This is a genomic window from Mesorhizobium huakuii (assembly GCF_014189455.1).
In the GTDB taxonomy this organism is placed as follows: domain Bacteria; phylum Pseudomonadota; class Alphaproteobacteria; order Rhizobiales; family Rhizobiaceae; genus Mesorhizobium; species Mesorhizobium huakuii_A.
Genome location: NZ_CP050296.1, coordinates 4875104 through 4895074 on the forward strand (window position 1 = coordinate 4875104; position 19971 = coordinate 4895074).

Genomic DNA, 19971 nt, shown 5'->3' on the forward strand with positions numbered 1-19971 from the left:
ACTTGCCGTGGCCGTGTCCGCCGCCCTAGAGTCCGTATCGGGACTAAGGGTGCCGTCGCACGCGTTATACCAAGACGGGAGTGATTGTCGTGGGTGTCGTTCTCAACATCGAAAACGGGAAGCGGGAACCCGCCTCCATCAAGGATCTGATCGATCTGACGGCGGCCGATATGGGGCGCGTCAACGAGTTGATCCTGTCCAAGGCCGGCTCCGACGTCGAGATGATCCCGGAGGTCGCCAACCATCTGATCTCGTCGGGCGGCAAAAGGCTGCGGCCGATGCTGACGTTGGCCGCCGCGCAAATGTTCGGCTATGCCGGCGAAGGCCACGTCAAGCTCGCCACCTCGGTCGAGTTCATGCACACGGCGACGCTTCTCCATGACGACGTCGTCGACGAGAGCGGCATGCGGCGCGGCAAGAAGACCGCCCGCATGATCTGGGGCAACCAGGCAAGCGTACTGGTCGGCGACTTCCTGCTCGGCCAGGCCTTCCGCATGATGGTCGATGTCGGTTCGCTCGAAGCGCTCGACATCCTGTCGAGTGCCGCTTCGATCATCGCCGAGGGCGAGGTCATGCAGCTTGCTGCCGCCAAGAACCTCGAAACCACCGAGGACGAGCACTTCGCCGTCATCAAGGCCAAGACCGCAGCACTTTTTTCGGCTGCTGCCGAAGTCGGCCCGGTCATTGCCCAGGCGACCCGCAATGATCGCGCGGCACTACGCTCCTACGGCATGAATCTCGGCCTTGCCTTCCAGCTCATCGACGATGCGCTGGACTATGGCGGCACCAGCAAGGACCTCGGCAAGAATGTCGGCGACGATTTCCGTGAGGGCAAGGTGACCTTACCTGTCATCCTCGCCTATCGGCGCGGCACCAAGGCCGAGCGCACCTTCTGGAAGCGCGCCATCGAGGACAATGTCGTCGACGACGCCGGCCTGGAAAAGGCGATCGGCCTGATGACCCGCCACGGCGCCATCGCCGATACGATCGGCCGCGCCCGGCATTTCGGCGAGATCGCCCGCGACGCGCTGGCGCCGCTGGAGGAGACGCCGCAGAAATCGGCGCTGATCGACGTCATCGATTTCTGCATCAGCCGGGTGAACTGAACGGCGTCACTTCGGCGTCGGCTACTTTGCTTTCCCCGGCAGGACCATCGCGGCCAGCAGACTGATCAGGATACCTGCCGCCGCGAGCCAGAAGGCAAGCTCAATGCCGTCGGCGATCGGGCTCTTCAGCGCATCGCCCGTCAGCCCCGCGATATGGCTGTTGGCGACCGCGATCAAAGTCGCCATCCCTATCGCGTTGCCGATGTTGAGCGTCGTGCAGGCCATGCCCGACGCAACGCCCTGTTCGTCATGAGCGACGCCCGAAGCGGCCGCGATCCACATCGCGGTCCAGACGATGCCCTGGCCGACACCCGAGATGATCAGGCCGGGAACGAGGGCGGCATAGCTGCTCTCGGCCGACGCGCCAAGGACCATCAAGGCCGTGCCGGCCGCTCCGATCAACATGCCGCCGACCAGGGTCGAGCGTGTCGAAAAGCGTGTCGCCAGACGTTCGCCGAGCTGCGTGCCGGTGGCGATGGCGATCGATGGCACCAGGAACGCCAGGCCAGTCTGCAGGGCAGTGAAACCATGCACGGTCTGCAACAGCACGGTGAGGAAATAGGGCAAGGCCCCGAACGTCCCCATGTAGAGGAAGGTGATCGTCATGCCGGCGACCAGGCTGCGGTTGTGGAACAGGCGCAGCGGCATCAGCGGGTCGGCGCTCCGTGCCTCGATCACGGTGAAGACGACTAGGAACAACGCCGCAAGCAGGGCGCTGGCGAGGATTGTCGGCGACGTCCAGCCATAGTCCGGTCCCTGAACCAGCGTGAAGACCAGCAGCGTGGCGCCCGCGGTGACGGTGACCGCGCCGGGCAGGTCGAAATTGCGATGCGCCTGCCGCTTCGGATCACGCGGGATGATGGCAAAGGCGGCGGCGATGGCGACGCCGGCCAGCACCACATTGACATAGAACACGGCCGGCCAACCAAAGGCGCTGGTCAAAAACCCTCCCGCCAGGGAGCCGAGGGTCAGGCCGCTTGCCCCGGCGCCACCCCAGACCGCGAGCGCCCGGTTGCGCTCCGGCCCTTCGGCGAACAGGCGATTGATCAGCGACAATGTCGCCGGAAACAGGAAGGCAGCGCCAATGCCTTGCACGGCGCGCGCCGCGATGATGACTCCGGGCGACCAGGCGAGGCCGCCAAGCAGCGATGAGAGCGCATAGAGCCAGAGCGCGAAGATGAAGACGCGGCGCTGGCCGACAAGATCGGCGGCGCGGCCGCCAAAAAGCAGGAAGCCGCCGGTGAAGACGGTGTAGGCGCTCACCACCCATTGTAATGTCTGGCCGGAAAAGCCGAGGCCCGAGCCGATTTCCGACAGCGCCACGAAGACGATGTTGAGGTCGAGCGCGATGATGAGCTGGGCGAAGGCGAGCAACGCCAGCGTGGCGCCGCGCCCGCTGCCGGCCGCCGCTTGAGTCGGCGCGACATCGAGCGCCGCGTCTTGATTGAGTGAACTCATGTCAGTCTCCGGTTTGTGATTCTTTATCGATTGACAAAGAATTGGAGTTTGCAATCCGGAGTCAAGCGGATTATTTGTTGATCGATAAAAAATGGAGTTGGCGATGGCGGGCAGGCCGAGGGAGTTCGATCGTGATGAGGCGCTTGAGAAGGCGCAGGATGCCTTCTGGACACGCGGTTACGAAGGCACCTCGATGGCCGACCTCGTCTCGGTACTCGGCATCGCCTCGGCGCGCATCTACGCGGCCTTTGGGTCGAAGGAGGATCTGTTTCGGGAAGCGGTCGGCCTCTATGAGGCCCATGAAGGCGGATTTGCCACACGGGCGCTGGCGGAAGAGCCGACCGCCCGGGGCGCCATCGAGCGAATGCTGCGTGAGGCCGTCGAAACCTACACAAAGCCGGGACGGCCGCAGGGCTGCATGGTGGTATCGGCCGCCACCAACTGCGCCGTCGAGAATGACCGTGTGCAGGAGTGGCTGGCACAGCACCGCCGGGCGCGCACCGTATCGATCGTCGAGCGGCTGAACGAGGCTGTTCGGGACGGCGAACTGAAACCGGATACGGATGCCGAGGCGCTGGGCGATTACTACGCCACGCTCATGCATGGACTTTCGGTACAGGCGCGTGACGGCGTAGCAAACAAGCGCCTGCACGATCTCGTCACTGTCGCCATGCAGGCGTTGGACGCAAGGCTGGCAGGGCGCCCCTGAATGCCGGCATCTTTTCGCCAGGCAGTTGTGGAAGCCGGTCTCGCCGTCTCGACAAGCTGCCCTTCCGCAAATTATCTATAAAACATGGCAAAGGGCACGGACGACACCATCGCGGTGCGCATCAGCAAGGTGCTGGCGGACCGCATCATCTCGGGTGCGATCGAGCCCGGCGCCCGGTTGCGCCAGGACCATGTCGCCGAGGAGTTCCACACCAGCCATGTTCCGGTGCGCGAAGCCTTCCGCCGCCTCGAGGCGCAAGGCCTGGCCGTCAGCGAGCCGCGCCGCGGCGTGCGCGTCGCTGCCTTCGATCTCGGCGAAGTCAAGGAAGTGGCTGAAATGCGGGCAGCCCTCGAAGTGCTGGCGCTGCGCCATGCCGCGCCGCATCTGACGTCAGCCATTCTCGATCTTGCCGAGGAAGCCACCAAGGCCGGCGACAAGTCCCGCGACGTCAGGTCCTGGGAGGAAGCCAACCGCGCCTTTCACCGGCTGATCCTGGCGCCATGCGCCATGCCGCGCCTGCTCGCCACCATCGACGATCTGCACGCGGCCAGCGCCCGCTTCCTGTTCGCGGCATGGCGTTCGGAGTGGGAGGCGCGCACCGATCAGGACCACCGGGCGATCCTGACCGCCTTGCGACAAGGAAACACCGAATCGGCCGCCGCGACGCTGGGCCGGCATGTCCAGTGGATTGGCCGCAAGCCGGTCCGGACGGCCTCCGGCGCGACGCGTGAAGCCTTCGCGATCGTGGGTTGATGTACGTCGCCCAAAAGTGGCCCCGATTTTGGGAACACGACGTGCATAAAGCAATGATCTGAAGCGCGTCGCGACGCAGGTCAGACGGTCTTTGTCGTGGGAAGGCTTGCCATCCCAGCAAAAATGTGGATTCGATAATAGATCGAAAACCGAAATTATCTATAATTTCAAATCGAGCGAAGGAATCCTCATGACAGACATCGCATTCACGTCCAGCAAGCCGTCCTTCAGCCCGCTCCGGCTCCAGGATCGCTCGCTCGCCTGGCAGGTTGGAGCCGTCGTGCTCGGCACGCTGTTCCTGGCGCTGTCGTCCTACATTGAAGTGCCGATGGTGCCTGTCCCCGTGACCATGCAGACCTTCGCCGTGACGCTCATTGGCGCGCTCTATGGCTGGCGGCTTGGCGCGGTCACCATCGCGGCGTGGCTTGTCGAAGGTGCTGCCGGCTTTCCGGTGTTGGCCGGCGGCGCTGCCGGCGTGGCGCATTTCGTCGGCCCGACCGGCGGCTATCTCTTCGCCTTCCCGGTCACCGGCGCGCTGGTCGGCTGGCTGGCCGAACGCGGCTGGAACGGCAACAGGGTGCTGCTTGCCTTCGCCGCCATGCTGCTCGGCAATCTAGCCTGTCTGGTGCTCGGCACGGCGTGGCTTGCCGTCATGATCGGCACTGAGAAGGCCATCACCTTCGGCTTCCTGCCGTTCATCGTCGGCGGATTGCTGAAGTCGGCGCTTGGAGCCGCGACGCTGATGGCGCTTCGCGGCGGCAAGGCGAAGCCGGCCAATTCGTGACGATCAGGCTGCGCGCCCACCACCTCCTTTGCCTGCTCACCTATGTGGGCAAGGGATACAGCCCCGCTTTCACCGCCAATTACGACGCGGTCGCGGAGCGCCTGAGGCGGGGCGAGGACATCCTCCTCGTTTCCGGCCCGGACGACATCTGCGCGCCTTTGCTCGATGAGCCGGAACCGCATTGTCTCAACGAGAGCGTCATCGAACGGGACCGGCTTGCCGCACGCGATGTCGGGGATCTGCTGGCCCGGCCAATCCAGGCGGGTGTGCGCCTCGATCTCGACGCGGCAATCCTGGCGCGGATGCGACAGGTGTTTTCTGCCGGTGGCGTGCGCAAGGCTTGCGACGGCTGCGAATGGAACGAGCTGTGCAGCGCGATAGCGTCTGGCGGCTTCGCCGATACGAAGGTGCAGCGATCCGTCGCGCCGGGAGAGCGTGGACCTTGACGCGGGCCTTTCCGCAGTCGAAAATCCCCTTCAGCCATGGTTTGTTAATCGGCTGACCCGATTGTGAATTTCAGGCGGATTGAAGCGCGACCCCAAAAAGGCCATGCTTTGCCCGGAAAGATCGAGTCTACGTCGATCCCGCTGACGCGGAGATGGCGCCTGGCTGAAAGGGATACGATGCAGCAAGGACGTGCGCGCTGGCTGACAAGGCTGGCAATTGTGACGGGCATGGCGATTTCGGCTTTGCCGGCCTATGCCAAGCAATCCACCGAACCGGTCAAAATTTCGTCGTTCTCGGGCGCCTATCTGGCCGCCCGGATCGCCGAAGGCGACAACGACCTCGACAGCGCCATCGCCTACTACAAGCAGGCCCTGGCCTTCGATCCGGGTGACACCGGGCTGCAGCAGAGCCTGATGCTGTCGCTGATCGCGCAAGGCCGCTTTGACGAATCCCTGGTCTATGCCGACAAGCTCAAGGAGGTGCCCGATGTCGAGCGCTTCTCACGCCTGGCGCTGGCCGTCGATTCCTTCCACAAGAAGGATTTCACCAAGGCGCAATACTGGCTCAAGCTGTCGCTGGAATCCGATCTCGACCGGTTGATCTCCGGCGTCATGTCCGGTTGGGCGCAGCAAGGCGCCGGTGAAGCCACGGATGCGATGGCTTCCATCGACAAGCTGCAGGGGCCGGACTGGTTCGGCCTGTTCAAAGCCTTCCACCGCGCCCTGATCGCCGATGCATCCGGCATGCCCGAAAAGGCCGAGGCGATCTACGCCGCAACGCTGCAGGACACGACCGCCGGCGGCGCCGCGCCCGAAACCTGGATGCGCAATGCACAGGCCTATGCCTCGTTCCTGTCCCGCAAGGGCGACAAGGCCAAGGCGATCTCGGTGCTCGACCAGGCCGAGGCGTTTTCGCCGGGCAAGCTGGAAATCGTCGCCTTGCGCGACAGGATTGCCAAGGGCGACAAGATCGCGCCCTTCGTTTCCGGCCCGTCCGACGGCGCTTCCGAAATCCTGCTCGATCTCGCCACCGCGCTCAACCGTGGCGGCGGCGAGCCGTTTGTCCGCCTTTACCTGCAATATGCGCTCGCCCTGAGGCCTGACAGCGACGCGGCCCTCGTGCAGCTCGCCGCCGTCGCCGAACAGTTGAAGGACGGCGAGGGGGCCATCGCGCTCTATCGGCGGATCCCCGATTCGTCGCCGCTGAAGGAGCTTTCGGACCTGCAGCTTGGCCTCAACCTTGCCGATCTCGACCGCCATGACGAGGCGATCACCCATCTGAAGGCCTTCGTCGACGCCCATCCCAACGACATGCGCGCCTATCTGGCGCTTGGCGGTGTCTATTCCTCGAAGGATGATTTCCGCTCGGCCGCCAATCTCTATGACAAGGCCGTGGAGGTGCTGAAGACGCCGACTGCGGCCAATTGGAACATCTTCTACCAGCGCGGCATCGCCTATGAGCGGCTGAAGGAATGGCCGAAGGCCGAGCCGAATTTCCGCCGGGCGCTGGAGCTGCAGCCGGACCAGCCGCAGGTGCTGAACTATCTCGGCTATTCCTGGGTCGACATGAACACCAATCTCAAGGAAGGCCTGGCGATGATCCAGAAGGCCGTCGATCTCAGGCCGAGCGACGGTTACATCGTCGATTCGCTGGGTTGGGCCTATTTCCGCCTTGGCAGGTTCGACGACGCGGTGCGCGAGATGGAACGCGCCGTATCGCTGAAGCCGGAAGATCCGGTTCTCAACGACCATCTCGGCGATGCCTACTGGCGCGTCGGCCGCAAGCTGGAAGCCACCTTCCAGTGGAACCAGGCCCGCGACCTGAAGCCCGATCCCGATGTGCTGGCCACCTTGCAGCAGAAGCTGATGAAGGGCCTGCCGCCGATCGAGTCCAACACGGCGCAGGAGACCCCCAAGGTCAAGCCCGAACCGGTGCCTGCCCCGAAGGGGTGAAATCGGCTTTTTGAATGCGAACGGGGCTCTTTTCAGGGCCCCGTTTTCGTTTGGAGTGGTGCGAAATCCTTAAAAAAGCTTCCGATAGACGACGAAGCCGGAGCGTTCGCCGACCTTGTCGTAGAGCTTCATCGCGGTCTGATTGGTCTCATGCGTCAGCCAGTACACCCGGCCTGAACCGGCTGCCTGGGCGCGCTCGTAGACGCCTTCGATCAGTGCCCGGCCGATGCCATTGCCGCGCGAGGCCTGCGTGGTGAACAGGTCCTGCAAGTAACAGTTCGGCGCGATCGCCGTCGTGCTGCGGTGAAAGAGATAGTGCACGAGGCCGAGGAGCTGTCCCTCGCTTTCGGCCACCAGGGCATGGACCGGCTCATAGGCATCGAAGAAGCGCGACCACGTCATCGCGGTGATCTCGCTCGCCAGCGCCGTCTCGCCCGAGCGGCCGTAGAACGCGTTGTAGCCGTCCCACAGCGGCAGCCATTGCTCGTAATCCTGCCGGGAGACGGGACGGATGGCGATCGGGCTGGGCATGGCGGAACCTATCGTTGCCAGGGATGATGCATCGAACTGATCGCAGGCTCGGGCGGCAAGCAATGGGCCAGGCACTTGCAAAGCACTCCACATGGATCAGCACGATGGCAGCGAACCGTGCGCCTTGCTTGACGCTTCGCCGCCGTGTCTCTAGGACGTGCCGGCAAGAGCATGATCCCGAAAAGTGGGTACCGGTTTTCGGAAAAGATCATGCTCGAGGACAGGCTCTAGCCTTTGCTGTCGAGGCCACCCGTGACGATTGAAATCCCCGCCCATATGCACCCCAGCCGCTCGTTCCAGGGGCTGATCCTGACCTTGCACAATTACTGGGCGGCCTATGGCTGCGTCATCCTCCAACCTTACGACATGGAGGTCGGCGCCGGCACGTTTCATCCGGCAACGACGCTGCGCGCGCTCGGGCCTCGGCGCTGGGACGCCGCCTATGTCCAGCCCTCGCGCCGTCCCAAGGATGGCCGCTATGGCGAGAACCCGAACCGGCTGCAGCATTATTACCAGTACCAGGTGATCCTGAAGCCGAACCCGCCGAACCTGCAGGAGCTCTATCTCGGTTCGCTGGCGGCGATCGGCGTCGACCCGCTGCTGCACGATATCCGCTTTGTCGAGGACGATTGGGAAAGCCCGACGCTCGGCGCCTGGGGGCTTGGCTGGGAATGCTGGTGCGACGGCATGGAAGTGTCACAGTTCACCTATTTCCAGCAGGTCTGCGGCATCGAATGCGCGCCGGTGGCGGGCGAACTGACCTATGGGCTGGAGCGGCTGGCCATGTATGTGCAGGGCGTCGACAATGTCTACGACCTCAACTTCAACGGCCGCGAGGGCGCCGACAAGGTGACCTATGGCGACGTCTTCCTGCAGGCCGAGCAGGAATATTCGCGCCACAATTTCGAATACGCCAACACGGCGATGCTGCTCAGGCATTTCGAAGACGCCGAGGCCGAATGCAAGGCGCTGCTCGATGCCGGCGCGCCGGCATCGAACGACAATCTGCCGATGCACAAGATGGTCTTCCCAGCCTATGATCAGTGCATCAAGGCCAGCCATGTCTTCAACCTGCTCGACGCGCGCGGCGTGATCTCGGTCACCGAGCGGCAGAGCTACATCCTGCGGGTGCGCAATCTGGCGAAGGCCTGCGGCGAGGCGTTCTTGAAGACACAGGCGGGTGGATTGGCGGCCTGAGCTTCAGGCAGACCTCATCGTCTCGAGGGAAGCGTTGATCGGTGACAGGATCTGGCCGCTCGTGCCAGCCATTGTCCTCAGCGCCTGCCGCACGCCCGGCATCGAGAAGGCGCCGTGGACTTGCGCGGTGAAGCAGGCGCTAAGCGCGAGGATCTGAAGAAGTCTGGATGCCGTTTTCATGGTCGTTCAGCCAAGTGTTCCCTGCCTGAGCGTGTGTCGCTTCAGCGCTGCGTTTGGTTCATGGAAATCTTTGATCCAAGGACGGGTGGGATCGTCTCGACCCGACAGGGCGGCCAAAATTTCTGGAAAGGGTGACAGCGGCCAGCCGAGTTGCTATGCCCCGCCCGGACCACTCTCCCGCACGAGCTGACCCCAATGCCTGACCTGCTTCTAGAACTTCGCTCCGAGGAAATCCCTGCCCGCATGCAGCGCAAGGCGGCGGGCGATCTCAAGAAGATGCTGACCGACGGTCTGGTCGAGGCGGGTCTGACCTATGAGGCGGCGCGCGAGTACTGGACGCCGCGGCGCCTGACGCTCGACATCAGGGGGCTGACCGCACGCTCGAAGGATATAAGCGAAGAGATCAAGGGGCCGTCGACATCAGCCCCCGAGCAGGCGGTCCAGGGTTTCCTGCGCAAGGCAGGCCTGTCTTCGGTCGCCGAGGCGCATGTCCATTCCGACCCGAAGAAGGGCGACTTTTACGTCGCCCACATTTCGAAGCCGGGCAGGGCGGCCGAAGAGATCATCGCTGGACTGGTGCCTGATATCATCCGCAATTTCCCCTGGCCGAAATCGATGCGCTGGGGGCCGGCCTCGGCCAAGCCCGGCTCGCTGCGCTGGGTGCGGCCGCTGCAATCGATCCTGTGCACTTTCGGCCCGGAGACCGAGGAGCCCGTCGTGGTCGAGTTCGAGATCGACGGCATCCGCTCCGGCAACATCACCTATGGCCACCGTTTCCTCGCGCCCGGCGAAATCACCGTGCGTCGCTTCGACGATTATGTGGGCAAGCTGGAGGCGGCGAAGGTCGTGCTCGATGCCGACCGGCGCAAGGAGATCATCCTCGCCGACGCCCGCAATCTCGCCTTTGCCAACGGGCTCGACCTCGTCGAGGACGAAGGGCTGCTGGAAGAGGTGTCCGGACTGGTCGAATGGCCTGTCGTGCTGATGGGCGAGTTCGAGCAGGATTTCCTGGCCATTCCGGCCGAGGTGATCCGGCTGACCATCCGCGCCAACCAGAAGTGCTTTGTCACGCGCCCGCAAGGTGAAGGTGACGCGCTGTCCAACCGCTTCATCCTGACCGCCAACATCGAGGCCAAGGACGGCGGCAAGGAGATTGCGCACGGCAACGGCAAGGTGGTGCGCGCCCGTCTCTCCGACGCGCTCTATTTCTGGACGACCGACCAGGGCGATCTGCCTGATCTCGACCAGTTCGAGGCATCGGCTGAAAAGTTCGGGCTCGATCTGAAAAAGCCGCTCGACCAGCGCATGGCCCGCCTCGACCATCTCAATGTGACGTTCCATGCCAAGCTCGGCACACAAGGCGAACGGGTGGAGCGGATCAAGCGATTGGCCGGGGAATTGGCGCCGATCGTCGGTGCGGAGCCCGTGCTCGCGGCTCGTGCGGCGGTTCTCGCCAAGGCCGATCTGCAGACCGAAGTGGTCGGCGAGTTTCCTGAGCTGCAGGGCGCCATGGGCAGCAAATATGCACTGCTGCAGGGCGAACACCCATCCGTGGCCGCGGCCATCGAGGAACACTACAAGCCGCAGGGCCCGTCCGATTATGTGCCGAGCGATCCGGTGTCGGTCGCCGTCGCGCTTGCCGACAAGCTGGATACGCTGGTCGGCTTCTGGGCCATCGATGAAAAGCCGACGGGGTCGAAGGATCCGTATGCGTTGAGAAGAGCGGCGCTGGGGGTGATTAGGATTCTGGTCGAGAATTCTCTGAACGTTAGGCTCACCGACGTCTTCTACGCACAGCGCGACTTCGAAATATCAAAAGAGGCTGACGCGATACGTGAACGAATTGTTGCCGACGTGTTGTCTTCCCGCGAGGCTGCTACGGAACACTTGGCCGAGACCGAAATCCTAGCGCATTTGGGGAAAGACCAATACCTGCATCTCTATACGCTCTTAGAGGCTGCAGAGAAAGCCAACCGGATTTCCCCTCTCCAAGAAGCTGATGCTCTCAAGATCGCCGACGCATACGTCAGCAGATACACGGCAGTCGAATACCAAGCTAACATGTCTTTGTTTGACGATTTACGGTCATTTTTCCACGACCGCCTGAAAGTCTACCTCCGCGATCGAGGCGCCCGCCACGATCTCATCGACGCCGTCATCACGCCGCAGTCCGACGATCTCCTGCAGATCGTCCGCCGCGTCGAAGCGCTGGGCTCCTTCCTCGATACCGAGGACGGCAGGAACCTGCTCGCCGGCACCAAGCGCGCGGCCAACATTCTGGCGGCCGAGGAGAAGAAGAAAACGGCGATCGCCGAAACCGTTGAGCCGGCTTTGTTCAAGGAGAATGCCGAGAAATCGCTTTTTGCGGCGGTGAATCAGGCCGAGAAGCAAGCCGGCGAAGCGATTCAAAACGAAGACTTTTCCGCCGCCATGCTGGCGCTTAGCGCATTGCGCGAACCCGTTGATTCATTCTTTGAAGGTGTTCTCGTGAATGATGAAGACCTGGCGGTGCGAGCCAACCGTCTGGCGCTTCTCACGCGCATTCGCGCGGCCACAGGTCAGGTCGCGGATTTCTCGAAAATCGCCGGCTGAGCGCCCAGGAAAAATATCTGCGAGCCGGCCGTTCGAGCCGGCTTACAGTCATATGACGATGATCTCTCCGTGGCAAAAGGGACATGTTCCCCAACCCAACGGAGGCTTCCATGAATTCCGATCACGACATCGAAGTGACTGAAGAAACCTCGGCCGCCGCCGAGGCGATTGAATCCGCTTCCGAAACCGATCACGACGCCGCTGCCGCGCGTCGAAGCCGCCGATCACTCTGACGACGAGGACGGCGACGAAGAAGAAGGCGACGACGAAGACGGCGAAGAGTCTGACGAGGACGCCGAAGCCGCCACGGCCTCGGGCGATGACAATGAAGACGAAGATGAGGACGAAGACGACGCCGATGACGCCGTGAAGGCGGAAGGCGATGAGGCCGAAAGCGAAGAAGAATCCGAAGACGGCGAGTCCGAAGAAGACGACGACAAGGAAGAAGCGGCCTGAGATTTCAATCCGGTCTGTCGAGAAGAGGGGGCGGCGCATCAGCGCCGCCTTTTTTATCCATTGTCCCGGATGCTGATTTGTCAGTCTTCCAGGATGCTGACGCGCACGCTGTTTTCGTAGACGTCGACCTGGATCAGCGGTTCGCCATTGACGATGGCGCGCTTGGTCGAGGAACTCATCGCGCCGGGACGCTCCAGCATGCGCTGCAGGTCGGCGCGCGCGTCGTTGGTCGTGAACCACTCATCGCCCTGGTCGTCTCTGTCGCGGCGATGGAATTTGTGCCAGTTGGCGCGGTCCTGCCGCACCATTTGCGCGGCGCTGTCCAGCGCATAGCCGTCGCTCGCCTGATGATCGCGATCGGAAATGCGCGCGACATAGGACCCCAGCATGTCATCGGCTTGCGCCGCACTGGCCCCCAGCAGCGACGCCAGCAGAAGCCCGGCCACGGTAATGGTCTTGGATAGTCTCATGATCAACCCCCTTTGAAGCGACGAAGCCCGTCTGCCAGAGCCGCCCCTTTGCCTGAATCACTTGGCCAAATTCGGGCGGCGGCGTCCAGTAAGATGTGCCGCCCGAACTCGTGCGGCAATGGTGCGCCGGGCGGCGTCAAGCTGTCAACGATCTGGCCCGCCCGGCCGTTCGCCGGCCGCTACTTGACCTTGCCGACGCCGGAAGCGGGCATGGTTGATGCGGCCGGTTTCTTCTGCGTGTTCGATGCCGGAGCGGCCGAGGCGGTCGCCTTGGCTGGAGTAGGAGCAGGGGTGGTGGTCGCGGCCGGCGCCTTGCCTTGGGCCGGTGCCTTGCCTTGCACCGGTGTCGAGAAGTCGCCGCCGACGACGCCGCCGCGAATGATCATCGGGCCTGGCATGAAACCGTGCCGTGCCTCGGGCGCGTTAGGGATCGCCGCCACCTTCTCATAGGTGACATCGGGCTCGCCGAGCGCAACGACGGACACCACATCGCTTGCCTTCGTGTCGTCCGCCTTCAGGATCAGGATGGAGGGCGTTGTGGCCGGCGCCCCGGGAAAGACCAGGGACGAGGCCTGAGCTCCACCGCTCAACGCAGCCAGGGTGAGACCCAGCAGGATACGCACAGACACGATGACCACTCCCCTTCGCCCAAGCCCGAATGGTAGTCGACCGGAATTGATGCCGGCTTTCGCAGAAACGTAGCATTTTAGGGATTGATAAATCGCCAAGGCCCTCTCTTGCCGAACAGCGACTTGCCCAACAGCCGCCATCGTACTACGCAGCCGGCATCTGCGAGGTGACGAGAGTGGCTGAGATACTTGCCGCCGGCGAGGCGTTGGAGCGGGCACTGGCGCTGCTCGAAAGCGGCGATGTCGTCGCCATCCCGACGGAGACCGTCTACGGGCTTGCCGGCGACGCCACCAACGGCATCGGCGTGGCGCGTATCTTCGAAGCCAAGGGCCGGCCGCGTTTCAATCCGCTGATCGCCCATGTCGCCGACATGGCGATGGCCGAGCGCATCGCAGTGTTCGATCCGTTGTCGAAGAGACTGGCAGAGGCGTTCTGGCCGGGTCCGCTGACGCTGGTGCTGCCGCAGCGGCCCGGCAACGGCATCCATCCGCTGGTCACGGCCGGGCTCGACACGATCGCTCTGCGCATGCCGAGGGGCTTTGGCGGCGATCTCATCGCAAAACTCGGCCGGCCGCTTGCCGCACCCAGCGCCAATTCATCCGGCAGGATCAGCGCGACGACGGCGCAAGCGGTGGCGGACGATCTCGGCGCGCGCATCAAGCTGGTGGTGGACGGCGGTGCGACGCCGGTCGGGCTGGAATCGACCATCGTCAAGGCCGAAGGGGAGAGGCTGCGTCTGCTCCGGCCCGGCGGCATCGCCGCCGAAGAGATCGAAGCGGCAATCGGCATGGCGCTGTTGCGCGGCGGCACCGCCGGCATCGAGGCGCCCGGCATGCTTGCCTCGCACTATGCGCCGGGCGCGGCGATGCGGCTCAATGCCGATACGGTTGGTAAGGGCGAGGCGCTGCTTGCCTTCGGCGGTCAGCGTGCCGAAGGCTGGCGCCATGCAGTTGCCTTCCTCAATCTGTCCGCGTCTGGTGACTTGCGCGAAGCGGCGAGCAATCTTTTTGCCTATATGCAGGAACTTGATCGCAGCGGCGCGCGTACGATCGCGGTGGAGACGATTCCCTTCGATGGGCTCGGCGAGGCCATCAATGACCGGCTCTCGCGTGCCGCCGCCCCTCGTGACAATGCACAGCCCGCACCGTAGTTTTCCCACATGACCGACATTTCGCAAAAACTCGATCCCGCTCTCATCGATCGCTTCGCGGCGATCGTCGGCGACAAATACGCGCTGCGCGACGAACAAGACATCGCGCCCTACCTCATTGAGCGACGCGGGCTCTGGCATGGCGTGACATCGCTGGTGCTGCGGCCGGGCAGCGTCGACGAGGTCAGCCGCATCATGCGCTTGGCGACCGAGACGGGAACGCCGATCGTGCCGCAAAGCGGCAACACCGGTCTTGTCGGCGCCCAGGTGCCGGACAAGTCCGGCCGCGAGGTCATCCTGTCCTTGTCGCGGCTGAACCGCATCCGCGAAATCGATGTCCTGTCAAATACGGTGACGGTCGAGGCCGGCGTCATCCTGCAGACACTGCAGGAAGCGGCCGATGCCGCCGACCGGCTGTTTCCGCTGTCGCTCGCAGCACAAGGCTCCTGCCAGATCGGCGGCAACCTCTCCTCCAATGCCGGCGGCACCGGCGTGCTGGCCTATGGCAACGCGCGCGAACTCTGCCTAGGCGTCGAAGTGGTGCTGCCGACAGGCGAGGTGTTCGACGATCTGCGCAAGCTGAAGAAGGACAACACCGGCTACGATCTGAAGAACCTGTTCGTCGGCGCCGAAGGCACGCTCGGCATCATCACCGCCGCTGTCTTGAAGCTTTTCCCGAGGCCGAAGGGCAGGGAGGTCGCCTTTGCCGGCATGTCATCGCCCAAGGCGGCGCTGTCGCTCTTTACCTTGGCGATGGACCAGGCCGGCGCCTCGCTCACCGCTTTCGAGCTGATCGGCAAAAGGCCTTACGACTTCACGCTGAAGCATGGCCAAGGCATCACGCGGCCGCTGGCCGATGATTGGCCTTGGTATGTGCTGATGCAGGTCTCTTCAGGACGTTCCGAGGAAGACGGCAGGGCGCTGATCGAGGAGATCCTGGCCGAAGCGCTCGAGCAAGGCATCATCGGCGACGCGGTGGTCTCGGCAAGCCTTGCCCAGGGCGATGCCTTCTGGAATTTCCGCGAGACGCTGCCAGAGTGCCAGAAGCCCGAGGGCGCTTCGATCAAGCACGACATCTCGGTGCCGACAGCCGCGATCCCGGAGTTCATCGACAAGGCTGCCGGTGTGGTGGAAGGGGTCTGCCCCGGCGCGCGCGTGGTTTGCTTCGGCCACATGGGCGACGGCAATCTGCATTACAACATCTCGCGCCCCGTGGACTGGCAGGATGAGGCGTTCCTCGAGCTTTACCATCCCATGAACCATGCCGTGCACGATGTCGTGCGCTCCTTCCATGGTTCGATCTCGGCCGAGCACGGCATCGGCCAGTTGAAGCGCGACGAACTGATCGCCACCGCGCCGCCGATGGCCATCGATCTGATGCGCCGGGTGAAAGCCGCCTTCGATCCGGCCGGCATCATGAATCCCGGTAAGGTTATCTGATCCTTTCAACATCTAGTGGTCGGTGGCATTCCGATAACCATCCCTGAGATCAGCAAAATTTAACCGACTTTCTTAAGCGCGGCGGTAAGGAGCCCACGCTACTGTTTCCCCATAACGAGGCCGGGAAAACTGGCCCGGAGAGAACCGGACACCGGCTCTCAGGAGACAGACAGGAAGGCACTCTATGAACACCGGACTGAAGCCAGTCTGGGCGGGACGCAACATGCGCCTCGACCCATTCCGACTGCCCCAGATGGTCAGCTACGCCACGCGCGACGATTACGGCGACGTGACGTTCACCATCGACCAGCGTGGCGCCGTGATCCGCCGCATGCTCGAGATGAGCGGCGTGCCGGCGATCATCGCCCTGCCGGCCAATGCGTTCCGCGGCGTTGCCGCCCGCGCAATGGAGGATCCTGAAGGCAATGTCACGGTGACCCTGGAACTCCTGCACAATGATCCGATGCTGTCGGTGCCGCTTTTGGTGGCCGACGATCTCGACGATGTCGCCGCCGACTGGCGCGCCTGGGCCGATGCCTACCGCCTGCCGATGCTGCTGATCGAATCGGACGGCGTCGCCCGCACCCTGGAAGAATCGCTCGGCGCCGCCATCAAGACGCTGCCGCCGCAGGATCGCCGTAAGGGCCGGGTTTCGCACACGCGCCGCCCGCGCTTCCTCGCCCGCCGCCGGGCCGGCAACCTCGGTCTCAGGCTGGTCATCGACGGCCAGGAGATCATTTCGAGAGACTAGCCTCCTTCTCCCCGTCACTATACGAGGAGAAGTGCCCGGCAGGGCGATGAGGGGCAGCGCCGACCTAAGTGGTTGGCTGCCTTAAGACTTAATTGAGTGTGCGCTGGTCCGCCGCTGAACCTCTCGCCTAGCCTCCAAGGTCGGCGCTGCCCCTCATCCGGCTGCCGCCACCTTTGTAACTTGCTGCGTGCCGACTCTGCTATTGATGCATGTGCGGTGGCGGGCGGAAGGCCGAACCATCTTTGGGCCCTTGAGCCCGCGGGAGAGCTTGGGTCTTCGTCCGCCGTTCCATCGAACCCGAACAGTCGCCTGGGCCGCAAGCGAAGCCCGATTAGGCAAGGATGGGACAGGATGGAAATCATCGTTGGCATCGACGTTTCGAAAGACCGCCTCGACGTGCATATCGCGCCGTCCGCAGAGGCTTTCTGGCTGGGCAATGACCACGCCGGGGTAGAGGACCTGGTTCGACGGCTGGCAGCCCTTTCCCCTACCGCTATCGGGCTGGAGGCAACTGGGGGCTTCGAGAATCTGGCGGTGGCTGCTTTGGCTGGCGCTGGCTTGGCGATTGTCGTGGTCAATCCAGCGCAAGTGCGCGCCTATGCCAATGCACTTGGCAAGCGGGCCAAGACCGATCCTCTCGATGCGGCTGTCATCGCGGCCTTCGTCGCCGCGACCAAGCCGGAATTGCGGCCTTTGCGTGATGCCGAGACCAGAACCTTGGCCGATCTCGTCGCCCGCCGGCGTCAGATTGTGCAGATGATAGTGGCCGAGGAGAACCGTGCGCGCACTGTCACCGCCAAACAGGCGCACAAAAGCATCAAGCGCCTGCTCGCCGCACTACGGCGCGAACTGGCAAGCCTTGATGCCGACATGGATGATCATATCCGCAAGTCTCCAGTCTGGCGGGTCAGGGAAAAGCTGCTTTCCTCGGTGCCAGGCATCGGCCCCGTCGTTGCCCGTACCATGATCGCTGAAATGCCAGAGCTCGGCAGTCTCGACCGCCGCCAGATCGCCGCGCTCGCCGGCCTCGCGCCATGGACAAGGCAGTCCGGCAAATGGCGGGGCAAGAGCTTCATTGGCGGCGGCAGGAGTCGCGTACGCGCCGTCCTGTTCATGGCTGCCCTCGTCGCCATACGTCACAACCCTGTGCTCAAAGCCTTCCGTGACCGCCTCGTCGAAGCTGGCAAACCCAAGATCGTCGCCGTCGTCGCCACAATGCGAAAGCTGCTCACAATACTCAACGCAATGATCCGGGACCAAAAACCATGGCAAGCCGCTTGACTGCCAAGACAGTCGCTCTCCCCGTATAGTGACGGGGAGAAGGAAGACTACACCAGCGGTTTCAGCGCCACCCACAATGCGCCGCCGATCAGGCCGAGGAAGATCAGCCAGCCGACCTGGTTGTTCGACCGGAACAGCCGCAGGCATTGGTCCGGATCGTTGATATCCAGAACCGCGATCTGCCGCGCCATATGGGCGCCGGCGGCAATCAATCCGGCGAGCGCCACCACCGGCGCCTGCGCCGAGGCGAAGGCGATGGCGAAGCAGATCAGCGTGCCGCCGTAAAGCCCGACCAGCCATGACTTGGTGTTGTCGCCGAACAGCCGTGCCGTCGAGCGCACGCCGACAATGGCGTCGTCTTCCTTGTCCTGATGCGCATAGATCGTGTCGTAGCCGATCACCCACAGGATCGAGCCGATATAGAGCATGATGGCGGGGCCATCGAGATCGCCGAACTCGACCGCCCATCCCATCAGCGCGCCCCAGGAAAAGGCAAGGCCGAGAAACAATTGCGGCCAGTTGGTTATCCGCTTCATGAATGGATAGATGGCGACGATCGCCAGCGAGCAGATGCCGAGCAGGATGGCGAAGCTGTTGAACTGCAGGAGCACGGCAAGGCCGACCAGGGCTTGCAGCACAAGGAACAGCCAGGCCCGCCGGCGCGTGGTCTGGCCCGACGGCAGCGGACGCGAGCGGGTGCGCTCGACCTGGTTGTCGATGTTCTCGTCGACGATGTCGTTGTAGGTGCAGCCGGCGCCGCGCATGGCGATGGCGCCGACCAGGAACAGCACGAGATACAATGGTGCCGGCAGCAGCGAGAGCAGCGGGTCGCCGGGGCGCGGATAGGCGCTCGCGGCGAGCGCCGCCGACCACCAGCATGGCCACAAGAGCAACTGCCAGCCTATCGGCCTGTCCCACCGCGCAAGCTGCGCATAGGGCCAAATCGCGCGCGGCAGCACGCGGTAGACCCAATGGCCGTTCGGTGCATCGGCGACACGGCCCTGGGCCACTTTCGACTGGATAGGTTCCATATCCATGGAGTGGCAGCAGCCGCGGAAACCGTCAAGCGGCAAGCGGATGCGGGGCTGCCGCCAACCCGTCAGGCGGTGAAGATGTCGCGCGTGGAAAACCAGTCTTTCGCCGTCTCGACGAATGCCAGCGCTGCATTCGACACGCGCTGATGCGTGTCATAGGTGAGGATGATCCGCTGCATCGGCAGCGGATCCGACAACGGCTTGCAGATCAGCGGCAGTCCGTCATAGCTGCGGTCGCCGTGCGGCCGGGTGTAGCTGACCGCGACACCAAAACCGTTCGCCACCATGCTGCGCTGGAGTTCGAACGAACTCGTCGCCCTATCGGCCACCGGTGAGAGACCGCGGCCGCAGAACAGGTCGAGCATGTGCTGCCAGCTCTGCGGCTGGTCCGTCGTGATCAGCGGATAGGCGGCCAGATCGGCCAGGCTGACCTCAAGGCGGTCCGCCAGCTTATGGCCTGCCGGCAACAGCGCATGCGGCCGCAGCTCGTGCAGCAGGATGCGGGCGAAATGCGACGGCAGGCCGAGATCGTAACTCAGGCCGAGATCGATGGCGGCGTCCGCCAGACGCCGCCCGAGCGTCTCGAACGTTTCATCGCGAACGATCACCGCGACGCTTGGATGGCGCTCGGAGAAGGCGCGGATGAGACCCGGTGCGAAGTAGGGCGCCAAATCCTCGAAACATCCAAGCACCAGCTCGCCGCCGACAACTGAACTGCCTGAACTCAGGCTCATCAGTTCATCCGCCTCGGTAAGAACCTGTTTTGCCTTGGCCACGACGATACGGCCGAACGAGGTCAGCGAAACACCGCTTCCGCGCTGGCGCACGAACAGTTTTTGGCCGAAATCCTTTTCGATGGCGTCGATCGCCACCGAAATCGACGGCTGCGAGATGTTCAGAGTCTTGGCCGCACCGGTGACGCTGCCGTGGCGGGCGACGGCGACCAGGTAGCGCAGTTGTGTCAGGGTGAGGCTCATAGTCAAAATCTATGTGTCGGATGAGAAGTTATTATTTTACTGAATGAATGCGGGTTGCGATAGTCGTCCCGAT

20 protein-coding genes are annotated in these 19971 nt (G+C 63.5%); 13 read left to right on the forward strand and 7 right to left on the reverse strand.

Annotation, left to right across the window (positions count from 1 at the left end; translation table 11 throughout):
• Positions 1-89 precede the first annotated feature (89 nt).
• A complete protein-coding gene (locus tag HB778_RS23420; protein ID WP_019856937.1) occupies positions 90-1106 on the forward strand; it encodes a polyprenyl synthetase family protein in 1017 nt (338 codons plus the stop codon).
• Between the two features lie 21 nt (positions 1107-1127).
• Here the strand turns inward: HB778_RS23420 and HB778_RS23425 are convergent, their stop codons facing one another.
• A complete protein-coding gene (locus HB778_RS23425) occupies positions 1128-2564 on the reverse strand; it encodes an MFS transporter (protein ID WP_183457361.1) in 1437 nt (478 codons plus the stop codon).
• Positions 2565-2667: 103 nt separating this feature from the next.
• On the opposite strand from HB778_RS23425, the gene HB778_RS23430 reads away from it, so the two are divergent.
• From HB778_RS23430 to HB778_RS23450, 5 genes are all read left to right on the forward strand, one after another.
• On the forward strand, positions 2668-3273 hold the full coding sequence (locus HB778_RS23430) for a TetR/AcrR family transcriptional regulator (protein ID WP_183457363.1): 606 nt from the start codon (positions 2668-2670) through the stop codon (positions 3271-3273).
• 84 nt (positions 3274-3357) lie between these two features.
• On the forward strand, positions 3358-4026 hold the full coding sequence (locus HB778_RS23435; RefSeq protein WP_172351417.1) for a GntR family transcriptional regulator: 669 nt from the start codon (positions 3358-3360) through the stop codon (positions 4024-4026).
• A 190-nt stretch (positions 4027-4216) separates the two neighbouring features.
• Positions 4217-4810, forward strand: a complete 594-nt coding sequence (locus tag HB778_RS23440; protein WP_183457365.1) for a biotin transporter BioY — start codon at positions 4217-4219, stop codon at positions 4808-4810.
• Entirely contained in the window at positions 4807-5256 is a 450-nt protein-coding gene (locus tag HB778_RS23445) for a DUF1284 domain-containing protein (protein ID WP_183457367.1), read from the forward strand. The genes HB778_RS23440 and HB778_RS23445 overlap by 4 nt, the downstream gene beginning before the upstream one ends.
• A 177-nt stretch (positions 5257-5433) precedes the next feature.
• Positions 5434-7209 carry a tetratricopeptide repeat protein gene (locus HB778_RS23450; protein ID WP_183457369.1) on the forward strand — a complete coding sequence of 592 codons (1776 nt, stop codon included), beginning with the start codon at positions 5434-5436 and terminating at the stop codon, positions 7207-7209.
• 69 nt (positions 7210-7278) lie between these two features.
• Here the strand turns inward: HB778_RS23450 and HB778_RS23455 are convergent, their stop codons facing one another.
• Positions 7279-7740: a GNAT family N-acetyltransferase gene (locus HB778_RS23455; protein ID WP_183457371.1), complete on the reverse strand. Its 462-nt coding sequence runs from the start codon at positions 7738-7740 to the stop codon at positions 7279-7281.
• A 276-nt stretch (positions 7741-8016) separates the two neighbouring features.
• On the opposite strand from HB778_RS23455, the gene HB778_RS23460 reads away from it, so the two are divergent.
• Entirely contained in the window at positions 8017-8937 is a 921-nt protein-coding gene (locus HB778_RS23460) for a glycine--tRNA ligase subunit alpha (protein ID WP_183465198.1), read from the forward strand.
• Positions 8938-8940: 3 nt separating this feature from the next.
• Here HB778_RS23460 and HB778_RS23465 read toward each other — a convergent pair whose 3' ends face one another.
• Entirely contained in the window at positions 8941-9117 is a 177-nt protein-coding gene (locus HB778_RS23465; RefSeq protein WP_183457373.1) for a hypothetical protein, read from the reverse strand.
• A gap of 195 nt (positions 9118-9312) precedes the next feature.
• Here HB778_RS23465 and glyS point away from each other — a divergent pair, with 195 nt between their 5' ends.
• Both glyS and HB778_RS23475 read left to right on the forward strand, forming a co-directional pair.
• Positions 9313-11709 (forward strand): glycine--tRNA ligase subunit beta, encoded by a 2397-nt coding sequence (glyS, locus tag HB778_RS23470; RefSeq protein WP_183457375.1) that lies wholly within the window; start codon positions 9313-9315, stop codon positions 11707-11709.
• Positions 11710-11877: 168 nt separating this feature from the next.
• Positions 11878-12165, forward strand: a complete 288-nt coding sequence (locus tag HB778_RS23475) for a hypothetical protein (RefSeq protein ID WP_432421203.1) — start codon at positions 11878-11880, stop codon at positions 12163-12165.
• A gap of 80 nt (positions 12166-12245) precedes the next feature.
• Here HB778_RS23475 and HB778_RS23480 read toward each other — a convergent pair whose 3' ends face one another.
• Both HB778_RS23480 and HB778_RS23485 read right to left on the reverse strand, forming a co-directional pair.
• Positions 12246-12635 carry a hypothetical protein gene (locus tag HB778_RS23480; RefSeq protein ID WP_095199135.1) on the reverse strand — a complete coding sequence of 130 codons (390 nt, stop codon included), beginning with the start codon at positions 12633-12635 and terminating at the stop codon, positions 12246-12248.
• A gap of 179 nt (positions 12636-12814) precedes the next feature.
• A complete protein-coding gene (locus tag HB778_RS23485) occupies positions 12815-13264 on the reverse strand; it encodes a hypothetical protein (protein WP_183457377.1) in 450 nt (149 codons plus the stop codon).
• A gap of 176 nt (positions 13265-13440) precedes the next feature.
• Here HB778_RS23485 and HB778_RS23490 point away from each other — a divergent pair, with 176 nt between their 5' ends.
• The 4 genes from HB778_RS23490 to HB778_RS23505 all read left to right on the forward strand — a co-directional run bounded on the left by HB778_RS23490 (position 13441) and on the right by HB778_RS23505 (position 17887).
• Complete coding sequence (locus HB778_RS23490) at positions 13441-14415, forward strand: L-threonylcarbamoyladenylate synthase (RefSeq protein ID WP_183457379.1); 975 nt, start codon at positions 13441-13443, stop codon at positions 14413-14415.
• A gap of 9 nt (positions 14416-14424) precedes the next feature.
• The gene (locus HB778_RS23495) at positions 14425-15855 is read left to right on the forward strand and encodes an FAD-binding oxidoreductase (protein ID WP_183457381.1); all 1431 of its coding nucleotides are present in this window, start codon (positions 14425-14427) and stop codon (positions 15853-15855) included.
• Positions 15856-16039: 184 nt separating this feature from the next.
• On the forward strand, positions 16040-16606 hold the full coding sequence (locus HB778_RS23500; protein ID WP_183457383.1) for a DUF6101 family protein: 567 nt from the start codon (positions 16040-16042) through the stop codon (positions 16604-16606).
• Between the two features lie 351 nt (positions 16607-16957).
• Positions 16958-17887 (forward strand): IS110 family transposase, encoded by a 930-nt coding sequence (locus HB778_RS23505; RefSeq protein ID WP_183457385.1) that lies wholly within the window; start codon positions 16958-16960, stop codon positions 17885-17887.
• Positions 17888-17934: 47 nt separating this feature from the next.
• Here HB778_RS23505 and ubiA read toward each other — a convergent pair whose 3' ends face one another.
• On the reverse strand, positions 17935-18918 hold the full coding sequence (gene ubiA / locus HB778_RS23510; RefSeq protein WP_183465199.1) for a 4-hydroxybenzoate octaprenyltransferase: 984 nt from the start codon (positions 18916-18918) through the stop codon (positions 17935-17937).
• Between the two features lie 68 nt (positions 18919-18986).
• Positions 18987-19898 (reverse strand): LysR family transcriptional regulator, encoded by a 912-nt coding sequence (locus tag HB778_RS23515; protein ID WP_183457387.1) that lies wholly within the window; start codon positions 19896-19898, stop codon positions 18987-18989.
• Positions 19899-19971 lie beyond the last annotated feature (73 nt).

Coding starts and splice junctions, on each gene's coding strand:
- HB778_RS23425 (WP_183457361.1), bottom strand. CDS start 2,564: ATGAGTTCACTCAATCAAGACGCGGCGCTCGATGTCGCGCCGACTCAA.
- HB778_RS23430 (WP_183457363.1), top strand. CDS start 2,668: ATGGCGGGCAGGCCGAGGGAGTTCGATCGTGATGAGGCGCTTGAGAAG.
- HB778_RS23435 (WP_172351417.1), top strand. CDS start 3,358: ATGGCAAAGGGCACGGACGACACCATCGCGGTGCGCATCAGCAAGGTG.
- HB778_RS23440 (WP_183457365.1), top strand. CDS start 4,217: ATGACAGACATCGCATTCACGTCCAGCAAGCCGTCCTTCAGCCCGCTC.
- HB778_RS23450 (WP_183457369.1), top strand. CDS start 5,434: ATGCAGCAAGGACGTGCGCGCTGGCTGACAAGGCTGGCAATTGTGACG.
- HB778_RS23455 (WP_183457371.1), bottom strand. CDS start 7,740: ATGCCCAGCCCGATCGCCATCCGTCCCGTCTCCCGGCAGGATTACGAG.
- HB778_RS23460 (WP_183465198.1), top strand. CDS start 8,017: ATGCACCCCAGCCGCTCGTTCCAGGGGCTGATCCTGACCTTGCACAAT.
- HB778_RS23465 (WP_183457373.1), bottom strand. CDS start 9,117: ATGAAAACGGCATCCAGACTTCTTCAGATCCTCGCGCTTAGCGCCTGC.
- glyS (WP_183457375.1), top strand. CDS start 9,313: ATGCCTGACCTGCTTCTAGAACTTCGCTCCGAGGAAATCCCTGCCCGC.
- HB778_RS23480 (WP_095199135.1), bottom strand. CDS start 12,635: ATGAGACTATCCAAGACCATTACCGTGGCCGGGCTTCTGCTGGCGTCG.
- HB778_RS23495 (WP_183457381.1), top strand. CDS start 14,425: ATGACCGACATTTCGCAAAAACTCGATCCCGCTCTCATCGATCGCTTC.
- HB778_RS23500 (WP_183457383.1), top strand. CDS start 16,040: ATGAACACCGGACTGAAGCCAGTCTGGGCGGGACGCAACATGCGCCTC.
- HB778_RS23505 (WP_183457385.1), top strand. CDS start 16,958: ATGGAAATCATCGTTGGCATCGACGTTTCGAAAGACCGCCTCGACGTG.
- ubiA (WP_183465199.1), bottom strand. CDS start 18,918: ATGGAACCTATCCAGTCGAAAGTGGCCCAGGGCCGTGTCGCCGATGCA.
- HB778_RS23515 (WP_183457387.1), bottom strand. CDS start 19,898: ATGAGCCTCACCCTGACACAACTGCGCTACCTGGTCGCCGTCGCCCGC.